Below are 9,739 nucleotides of genomic sequence, written 5' to 3'. Positions count from 1 at the left end.
CTGAGTGAGTGTTTGAGAAGGGGCCGGTCGCACCGGGTGTGCGGATGATGATCGTGGATGCCTCGTTGGTCTTGGCATGCCCCGCAAGCGTCGGTACCCCTCCGATCTGACCAACGCCCAATGGCGTCACATCGCCGGCCTGCTTCCACCACCGCGCCCAGGTGGCCGGCCGGAGAAGCACGCCCGCCGGGCGATCGTGGACGCCATCCTCTACGTCGTACGCACCGGCTGCTCCTGGCGGCAACTCCCAGTCGACTTCCCGCCCTGGCAGACCGTCTACTGGTACCTCACCCGCTGGGAACAGGAGAGACCACCCAACGCATCCTCGACCACCTCCGCGAACAGGTCCGCCTCCAGCAGGGCCGCAACCCCCGACCGTCCGCCGGGATCATCGACTCCCAGAGCGTCAAAGCCGCCGACACCGTCAGCCGCGACAGCCGCGGCTACGACGCCGGCAAGAACATCAACGGCCGCAAGCGGTTCATCGTCACCGACACCCTCGGCCTCATCCTGGTCGTCACGGTCTGCGCCGCCAGCGTCCAGGACCGCGACGGCGCGAAGACCACCCTCCTCAGCCTCTACCTGACCACACCAGTCCGATTCGTCCTCGCCGACGGCGGCTTCGCCGGCCGCCTCGTCGACTGGGCCACCAGAATCCTGGCAACCACCCTGCACATCGTCCGTAAACCCACAGGCCAGAAGGGTTTCGTCCTGATCCCCAGGAGGTGGCCGGTCGAGCGGACCTTCGCCTGGCTCACCGCCCACCGGCGCCTCGCCCGCGACTACGAACGCGACCCCGCCACCTCCGAGGCGATGATCCGCTGGGCCGCCATCAACACCATGACCCGCCGCCTCACCCGAGGCGCGCCCGCCGCCCGCCAACAACGCCGCACCTACAACCAGCCGCCCGCATAGACCCTTCTCAAACACTCACTTACTGGACGTTTGCTTCACCTTCGCGCCAGTAGAGGCCGATTCACCCCTCGACCTCGCCAGTGCAAGATGCCCGGCCTGATCCGGAATCAACAGATCCGACCCACCTCGATGGCGACCGGAATCGGGGCATTCGACCCCGCGATCGTGTCTGATTCACTTTCACCCGCAATAGACGGACATGACGTCCGTCCCGCCGACCTCTGGGCGCCGTACGCCTGCACCATGACCGAACGGCGAGCCTATCCGTCCGACCTGTCCGACGCCCGCTGGGCCCTGATCGCACCCCGCCTGACCGCCTGGCGTCAAGCCCGCACCGACGCCGGCGTCGGCGGCCGCGCCCCCACCCACGACCTACGCGAGATCTTCAACGCCATCCTGTACGTCAACCGCACCGGCATCGCCTGGCGCTACCCGCCCCACGACCTCCCACCCCACGCCACGGTCTACGGCTACTTCGCCGCCTGGAGCAGGGAAGGCATCTTCGCCGAACTGAACTACAACCTCACGGGCCTCGTACGCGACCACCGCGGCCGCACCATCCAACCCTCCGCGTCCATCATGGACACCCAGAGCGTGAAGACCTCCACCAACGTCCCACTGTCCACACAGGGCACCGACGCGAACAAAAGGATCGTCGGCCGCAAACGCGGCATCATCACCGACACCCTCGGACTGCTCCTCGCCGTCATCGTCACCGCCGCCAGCACCAGCGACAACGCCATCGGCATGGACCTGCTCGACCAAGCGACCACCGCCCACCCCACCCTGACCAAGAGCTGGGTCGACGCCGGCTTCAAGAACCGCGTCGTCGAACACGGCGCCCAACTCGGCGTCGACGTCGAGATCGTCACCAAAGACCCACGGGCCAAAGGCTTCAGCGTGGTCAAACGCCGATGGGTCGTCGAACGCACCATGTGCGCCGCGAGGCGCCCTGTTGTATCCCCGGTTCAGCCGGGAGGGACTTGGAGGGAGGTTCCTGGGTCGAATGGCTTACCTGATGCTGAAAGGCTGAGGGGACAAGAGCATGCCAGCTAACTCGGCGACCGGGTCCAGTGGTCAGGGACGGTGCGCTGGGGGGACCGGCGTGATATGGCGAAAGCTGGATTGCCTGAATCCTAATCTCCAGTCGATGCAAGTTCCCATCCGCCGGAAAGACCTCTGAAACCGGTGCCGTGCTCTGTGTCGGAATCGAAGTGTTGGCTGACGCAACCTCCAGAGTACGGGGCGACGCCCAGCGAGGGTGTTGAAGGAGATGAGTGGGGCGCCTACGTCACGCTGCTACGTACAACAGGGACGAACGCGGGATCGCCTAACGGACGCGAGTCTTATGGCGACGGAGGCCTCGTAGTAGTCGCCGGAGTAACGCCCGGCCAGGGAGGACGGGAAAGCCGTCCACACGGGCGAAGGGGGCCAGGTGATGGGACACCACCAGATCGGGAGGTATGCGTAATGCAGAGCGCCGCAACGGTGCTGGGTGTCCTACGTGAGCGCGGCAGGCGCGGCCTGCCGCTTGACGAACTGTATCGACAACTGTTCAATCCGCAGTTGTATCTGCTGGCCTACGGGCGCATTTACGCCAACCACGGCGCGATGACTCCCGGGGTCACGCAGGAGACCGTGGACGGCATGTCCCAGGCGAAGATCGGTCGCATCATTGCGGCGATGCGTCACGAGCGCTACCGATTCGCCCCCGTCCGGCGGCTGCACATCCCGAAAAAGAACGGGAAGACCCGTCCGCTGGGACTACCGACCTGGTCGGACAAACTCGTCGGCGAGGTGGTGCGCTTGTTGTTGGAGGCGTACTACGAGCCTGCGTTCTCCGACCGGTCCCACGGATTCCGGCCACGGCGAGGCTGTCACACCGCATTGCGGGAGATCGCCAATACCTGGACCGGAACAGCCTGGTTCATCGAGGGAGACGTCGCCGACTGCTTCGGGTCGCTCGATCACGATTTGATTTTCACGATCCTGTCGGAGAAGATTCACGATAACCGGTTCCTGCGGCTGGTGCGTAACATGCTCACGGCCGGATACCTGGAGGACTGGAAATGGGGTGCGACCCTGTCCGGAGCTCCCCAGGGCGGAGTGGCCTCACCTATCCTGTCCTCGATCTACCTGCACAAAATGGATCAGTTCGTCGAGACAGTCCTGATTCCGGAGTACACCCGAGGGGGACGCAGGGCGCGTAACCCTGCCTACCTCGACCAGCAGAACCAGCTGGCCAAGGCCCGACGGCGTGGTGACCGCCCACTGGCGCGGACACTACGACGGCGGATGGTCAGCCTGCCCAGCGCCGACCCGGACGATCCGGGATACCGGCGGCTGCGGTATTGCAGGTACGCAGATGACCATCTGCTCGGGTTCACCGGCCCCAAAGCCGAAGCCGAGGAGATCAAACAGCGCCTGGCCGAGTTCCTGCGTGACGAACTCAAGCTCGAACTCTCCCAGGACAAGACGCTGATCACCCACGCCCGCACAGGCGCGGCCCGCTTCCTCGGCTACGAGATCACCGTCCAGCACAACGACACGAAGAAGACCGGCCGTTACCGACGCGTCAACGGTCAGGTCGCCCTTCGGGTCCCCAGGGACGTGATCAAGGCCAAGTCCGTCCCCTACCTGCACCGCGGCAAACCCGCCAAGCAGAAGGCCCTGACCAACGGCAGCGACCACACCATCGTCGGCACCTACGGGGCCATCTACCGGGGCATCGTCCAGTACTACCTGCTCGCCGGGGACGTCTACCGGCTTCACCGGCTGCGCTGGGTCATGGAGACTTCCATGCTCAAGACCCTGGCAGGCAAGCACCGCTCGACGGTGTCGAAGATGGCGGCCAAGCACAAGGCCAAGATCCAGACACCGTACGGGCCGCGCACCTGCTTCGAGGCACGCATCGAGCGCAACGGCAGGCAACCACTGGTCGCACGGTTCGGTGAAACACCGCTCCACCGGCAGAAAACGGCGACGGTCACCGACCGTCAACCGATCCGGGTCGACTACCCGCACAAGGAACTCGTCACACGGCTCCTCGCGGATGTCTGCGAGGTCTGCCAGCAACCCGGCGAGGTGGAAGTCCACCACGTCCGCAAGCTCGCCGACCTCGGCCAACCCGGGCCGTTACAGCCCCAGTGGGCCAAGGCCATGGCCAACCGGAGACGCAAAACCCTTGTGGTCTGCGCTTCCTGCCACAGCCTCACCCATACCGGGCAACCAGCCATACCGCTCACGCAGTAAGTCACTGGAGAGCCGGACGATCGGGAAACCATCAAATCCGGTTCGGCGGGAGGCCGCGCGGAAAAGGGACCAGCCCAGGCTGGCACCTCGCCGCGCGGCCCACCCATCCGGCTGGCTCATGCACCACCGCCGACTCGTCCGCGACCACGAAGCCCGGACCGACAACTCCGCCAGCATGATCAACATCGCCATGATCGACAACCTCGCCAAACGACTCACCACCGAAACCACCCCAACCTGGCGAGACGACTAAAACCACAACACACGCAAAAAACGTGAATCAGACGTCCTCTCAGACAACGAAGTCTTCCAGGTTCGGGTCGAGGTTGATACCGGTGGCGTCGTCGTACTCGCCGATCCACTCGACCAGCACGCCACGGCGCACCTCGTCGCCAAAGATCGGCAGCATCAGCGCCATCGCGCCCGGTTGGCGCAGCGCGCTCGGGTGGACGTTCGTCGTGTACGCCTGCAACCGCCGCAGCCCCGCCAGGTCCGGAACCGGCGCCCGGCGCAGTTCCTCGACCAATCGCTCCAGCTCACGCCGCAACTCAGGTGTCTCGGCACCCTGCGGCGTCACCACGCTGATCCCGTCATCGTCGATCATCCGGAACGCCAGCTTCCGATCCCGCCGCCTGGTGCTCGCATCCAGCGGACCCTCCGCCACGGTCTCGAACTCCCACCGCCGCCGGGCCTGCTGAATCCTCTTGCCGACGTGCTGGCTGTCAGCGAGATTGAGCAGGTCGTACACGTCGCGGTAGTAGCGTCCGAGCGCCGCCAGGTCGTCCGGGTCGGCCCTGTCCGGCCCGAACTGGCGCCCGGCGCAGCCGACCAACGTCTTGTACGTGGGCGGCTGCCCACCGTCCTCCGGCGCGAACACGACCACCCGGCCACCGCCCGCCATCCGCCCCTCACGATTGGCCCGCCCAGCCGCCTGAAGTAGCGAGTCGGCCGGCGCCAACGCACGGAACACCACCGGGAAGTCGACGTCCACCCCCGCCTCGATCAGCTGGGTAGCCACTAGCAGGACCCGCTCACCCCGGCCGAGGCGTGCCCGTACCCTCTCCAGCACCCGCCGCCGGTGATCCGGACACATCCGCGTGGACAGGTGCCAGGCCACACCCTCCGGCTCGGCATCACGCCACTGGTCGAACACCACCTTCGCGTCCGCGGTCGTGTTGACCACGACCAGCGCGGCCGGCTCCGACGCGGCCTGGCCGGCGATGTCGGCCAGCGTCGGCTTCGGGTCGAGCTGCCACTCGTACCGCACCCTGCGCAGATCACTGACCAGCTTTGGAGTGTCGAGGATCAGGTCGGTGCAGGGCACGCCCTTGAACTCATCCAGGGCCCAGAAGCTCGGCTGGGTCGCCGAGGACAGCAACACGGTCGCGCCGAAGTGCCGCACGAGCAGCCGGAGCCCGTCGAGGATCGGCGCGAGCATGGCATGCGGCAGCGCCTGCACCTCGTCCAACACGATCACCGAATTGGCCAGCCGGTGCACCCGGCGCATCGCCGACGGCTTACGGGCGTACAACGACTCGAAGAGCCGGACGAAGGTGGTGACGACGAACGGCGCGTCCCAGTTCTCGGCCGCGAGCCGCGCCCACCGGCCCGCCTGCGGATCGTCGAAGTCAGCCTGGCTGTGATGCTCAAGGACGACCGGCTCGGCACCGTCCTCATCGAGCAACCGACGGTAGACGGCGGCATTCTGCTCGGTAATGGTAAGGAACGGGACTGCGACGATCACCCGACGAAGACCGTGCCTCTCCGCGTGCCGCAGCGCGAACCCGCCACTCGCAAGGGTCTTCCCGGCCCCCGTCGGCGCACCGAGGCGAAACACCCCACGATCCCGCTCCGCCGCCGCGAGACAGTCCGCGTAGACCTGCCCCCGCAGACCGGCGATCGACGTACCGCCGCGTCCCGCGAGTTCGCCGGACCGCCGCTGCTCGAACAGCTTGTAGAGATGGCCGAAGTCGACGTCCGGCCGCACCCGCAGGCTCGCCAGCCCCCGAAAGTGCGCGCTGGTGTCCAGACTGTCCGCGTCGACCAGAGCGCTGTAACACAAACGCAGCGCCATCTCCCCCACCAACGGATCTGCCCGCCAGTCCGCCGGCACCAGATCGTCGAGCCGTTCCGGCAGGTCCGGCAACAACCCGGACAGTTCACGCTCAGTGGACGCCACATTGCCGGGCGCGTCGGCAAGCCGCTTCCGGAACGCCTTGCGCAGGTTAGGCGTATCGATAAGTCCACCGTGATGACCGAAGATCGCACCAGCGAACCCGCCGAGCCCACGCTCATGAGCGACCTGGGTGCCGAACGACTTGTGGTCGATACCCACCGGACCGCCCGTGACTGCGACAGCAGCAAGCCTGTCCTGCCACGCACAGGCCGCCTTACCCACGTCATGCAGGGCACCAAGCCAGTACGCCACGTCACCCCCGCCGAACGGAACGGCAAACCGTCGCGCCAGCTCGGCGGTACTACGCAGGTGGTCAACAAGAGGATGCCAGTGCTTGCCGCCAGGAGCCGGGCTATGTGCCCTTAGTGGAGACCGTGAACTAGTGCCCGCCACCCCGTCGGCGCCGCTTTCACTCTTCGCACTCGACGGCCGGGCAGTCGAACCAGTGATGCCGAGAGTGTGAAGGTTCGGCGGCGGCAGGCCAAGGCTATCGTCGGGCATTCCCGCTGCCTGTTGGCGTGCCTCATCAAGGACCCGCTGCGCTTCGGCCCGTAGGTCATCGGCGTCCTGCTGCGCCTGCTTGACGATAGCGGCGGCCTTTTGCAGTGCGCTGTCGCGGTAGCGGTCGGCATCGGCTAGAGCGGCGGCGCCGGCTGCCGCACCAACAAGGTCGCCGTTCGCGAATGTATCCATGGTGTCTCGGGCCAGCGTTGCGCAGGCCAGCGATCGACGCACGGCGGTGAGCCTGATGCGCCCATCGGGGATGCCCTGGATGCCGAAGCCGTTCCCGACTGCTTGTGGTGCCGCCGCCGTTTGCGCGGCACTGTCGGTTGCTGGTTCGGTCAGCTTCCGGCGGCGTACACGATCCATGATCTCCTCGCGGCGGCGGTCTAGTTCACCGCCGCTGAGCCGATCGCGGGTCATTTCGTCAACGAGGTCGATCATGTCGGCCAACTCGCCGAAGCACTCGTCGCTCTCCACCGGGTTGCGGTTGGAGTCGCCGTCGTTCATCGGGTTTCCTCCCTCGTCTCCTGCTTGTCGGACGGGCAGGGTTTCCTTCGGTCGTACTCCTTGACGTGCGGCAATAGCTTGTCGCGGGCGTGCTTCAGGTTCTGCCGGACCGTCGGCCCACTCTTGCGTAACTTGTCGGAAATCTCCTTCATGCTCAGCCCGTCGAGGTAGCGGCTGAGTACCGCGTACTGTCTCGGCGACAGCTTGGCGAGCAACTCGTTCGCCCACTCTTCGCCTTCCAGCCGGTCGAACTCGGGAGTCTCATCAACCCCCTCGGGGAGCTGATCACTCGGCACGGGAAAGCACCGGCCGTCGCCGCGGTCCCGGCGCATCTTCTGAATGGAGTTCACGACCGCGCGGCGCGCGTACTTCTGCGGGTTGCGGATCGTGGTCCAGTGCTCGTACACGTAGGCCATGACGATGGCGACGGCTTCGTCCGCGTCGTGAGGGCTTCTACACCACCAGGTAGCGAACGCCAGCAACGGCTGGTACGTCGTGTTGAAGAACGCCGTGAACTCCTCGTCGATCGAGGATTGGGGCGGGAGCGGCCGTCGTTCGGTTCGTGGCCCTGGCGCCGTGGGGTTCAGCCCCCTTTTCGCTTGGACCACCGACGGCCCTCCGATCTCGTCGTACCGTACGCCTGACAGCCTTGCTGGACGGGGTCACCGGACCTGCAGGCGGGCGGCAGCCCGTCCGGCTCCTATCTGGTAGGACCCGACGGGCCACGCCGCGTGAAGTTCGCGTTCCAAGATCTTTTCCAGCTACCGGCCGGTCATGACCACCGCCACCGCGATCACCACTGCGACCCCCGCCGCGCTCCCCGTCACCAGCACCGACGCCGTAGCGAGGAAGACCCCGCCGACACCGACCAGTACCCCGTTGATCAGCCACAGCAGAGTCCGGTGCCCGCCGCCGGCCGGCGGGTCCGAGGGATCCTACGCACACTGCGTGCCATCGCCGCACCGTCCTTTCTCGGGATCGCCGTGCTCGAACAGCACTCTCATGAAACGAGGTCCACTTCCGCGCGGTGATGTGAAAACCCACTGGTCAGGCGCCCCGTTCACGGGTCGTTTCGGGGTGGAGTGCCGCACTGCGCCCGGGATAAGGTCGGACCTGCCCCCAGGCACTCAGCGCAGGCGATCAGGCTCCGCCGCACCGGGCGGGAGCCAGCCGGCCCACGCGGTGCCCAACGCCGTGGAATCGGCACCGCCCGGCGTTAGTACTGCAACGGCAGTGTCAGGGATAGCCGTGTCGTCGGTAGTGGCAGAGTCTGGCCTGGTACTGGCGTCGTCGGGACCAGGCCCAGAACTGCTCTGATGGGCGGGGTCGTCGCACGGTCAGTGCGGTGAGCAGTCGTCGGATCTCCGGTACGGTGTAGCCGATCATCATGCGTTCGCTGGGACCAGTTCCCCTTTTACGGCAAGGGATCGGGCAACGACCAGCCACGCGTAGGCGGCCATGGCGAGGGTGATGTGGGCGTACCACGCCCGCCAGTCCCGAACTTGGTACTCGTCCAGTCCGGCTTCGTTCTTCGCCTGCTGGACGCATTCCTCGACCGCCCACCGGGCACCGGCGACCCGGGCGAGGTCGACCAGGCGGGTGCGACGAGGTCCGTACAGACGTAGTAGGCGATCTGTCCGGTGGTGATGCTGCGCCGGGCGAGGAGCCAGTGACCTCGGCCGGGTTTCCACCAGGCGGGCACCCGAATCGGTACCCGTGCCCACCAGTACTCCTGCGGTCCGCGCCGCATCGCGATCTTCCGTAGCGCTTCCGAGGCCAGGTCCTTCGCAGAACGCCTCCCACGAGGCGCACGTCATGACGATCGCCGAGCGGGTAACGACCTGGATGTCTGTACGGCGTCGGCCGGGTCCGGAGCCGGTCTCCGACGTGTGGAGGTCGATCAGACGCTGAATATCCGGCACTGCCTCCTTGAGGAAGGTGCGGTGTGCCTGCCCGTAGACGAATGCCATGGTCGACATTCTGCCGGTCGGGCGCAGCAGGGGGTTGGTACAGCCCCATCTCGCGGGCGAGGGTCGCACTGCACATCGGTGTCGTCGTCGCTGCGTGGACGCGTCACGGTGTGTCGCAGCGCCCAGCCGCGGGCCATGATGCGAAGGCTCATAATGATCTCTAGCCTTACAGTTGCATGTTTGGCAGAGCCGTGCCAGTTGTAGCATTTTAGAGGAAAGTCGGTCGTAACGTACGCCTGCATCGCGCCTGACCTGCGAATCCGCAAAGCGTCTGGTTGTCGTACAAGCGACACGCCACTTTACCTGCTTGCTGCGAGCCCGCTGTTCGGTACGGTGTGTCACCTAAACGACAGCAACTACTGCTTGCTTCGAGCAGATATGACTTCCTGCTCGACATCGTGGGGTTGGAAGCTGG

General features: G+C 66.1%; 4 protein-coding genes and 3 pseudogenes. 4 read left to right on the top strand and 3 right to left on the bottom strand.

What is annotated here, in order from left to right; genetic code table 11:
- Positions 1-76 precede the first annotated feature (76 nt).
- From Pma05_RS41000 to Pma05_RS40980, 4 genes and pseudogenes are all read left to right on the top strand, one after another.
- A protein-coding gene (locus Pma05_RS41000) for an IS5 family transposase (protein WP_239314170.1) occupies positions 77-915 on the top strand; the annotation gives its coding sequence in 2 pieces (ribosomal slippage) (positions 77-310 and positions 313-915; 837 coding nt in all).
- 243 nt (positions 916-1,158) lie between these two features.
- Positions 1,159-1,851: pseudogene (locus Pma05_RS40995) on the top strand (IS5 family transposase); the annotation flags it as partial.
- Positions 1,852-2,385: 534 nt separating this feature from the next.
- A complete protein-coding gene (locus Pma05_RS40990) occupies positions 2,386-4,167 on the top strand; it encodes a reverse transcriptase/maturase family protein (RefSeq protein ID WP_239314169.1) in 1,782 nt (593 codons plus the stop codon).
- 109 nt (positions 4,168-4,276) lie between these two features.
- Positions 4,277-4,420 (top strand): annotated as a pseudogene (locus Pma05_RS40980) (IS5 family transposase); the annotation flags it as partial.
- A 39-nt stretch (positions 4,421-4,459) separates the two neighbouring features.
- On the opposite strand, the gene cas3 reads toward Pma05_RS40980, so the two are convergent.
- The 3 genes and pseudogenes from cas3 to Pma05_RS44250 all read right to left on the bottom strand — a co-directional run.
- The gene (cas3, locus tag Pma05_RS40975) at positions 4,460-7,354 is read right to left on the bottom strand and encodes a CRISPR-associated helicase Cas3' (protein ID WP_239314168.1); all 2,895 of its coding nucleotides are present in this window, start codon (positions 7,352-7,354) and stop codon (positions 4,460-4,462) included.
- Positions 7,351-7,962, bottom strand: a complete 612-nt coding sequence (locus Pma05_RS40970; RefSeq protein WP_203862935.1) for an RNA polymerase sigma factor — start codon at positions 7,960-7,962, stop codon at positions 7,351-7,353. The genes cas3 and Pma05_RS40970 overlap by 4 nt, the downstream gene beginning before the upstream one ends.
- A gap of 777 nt (positions 7,963-8,739) precedes the next feature.
- Positions 8,740-9,161, bottom strand: a pseudogene (locus tag Pma05_RS44250) (IS701 family transposase); the annotation flags it as partial.
- Positions 9,162-9,739: the final 578 nt, after the last annotated feature.

Source organism: Plantactinospora mayteni (assembly GCF_016862935.1).
Classification (GTDB): domain Bacteria; phylum Actinomycetota; class Actinomycetes; order Mycobacteriales; family Micromonosporaceae; genus Plantactinospora; species Plantactinospora mayteni.
The sequence above is the reverse complement of the archived record's forward strand: the minus strand, read 5'-3'. Positions and strand labels throughout refer to the sequence as shown.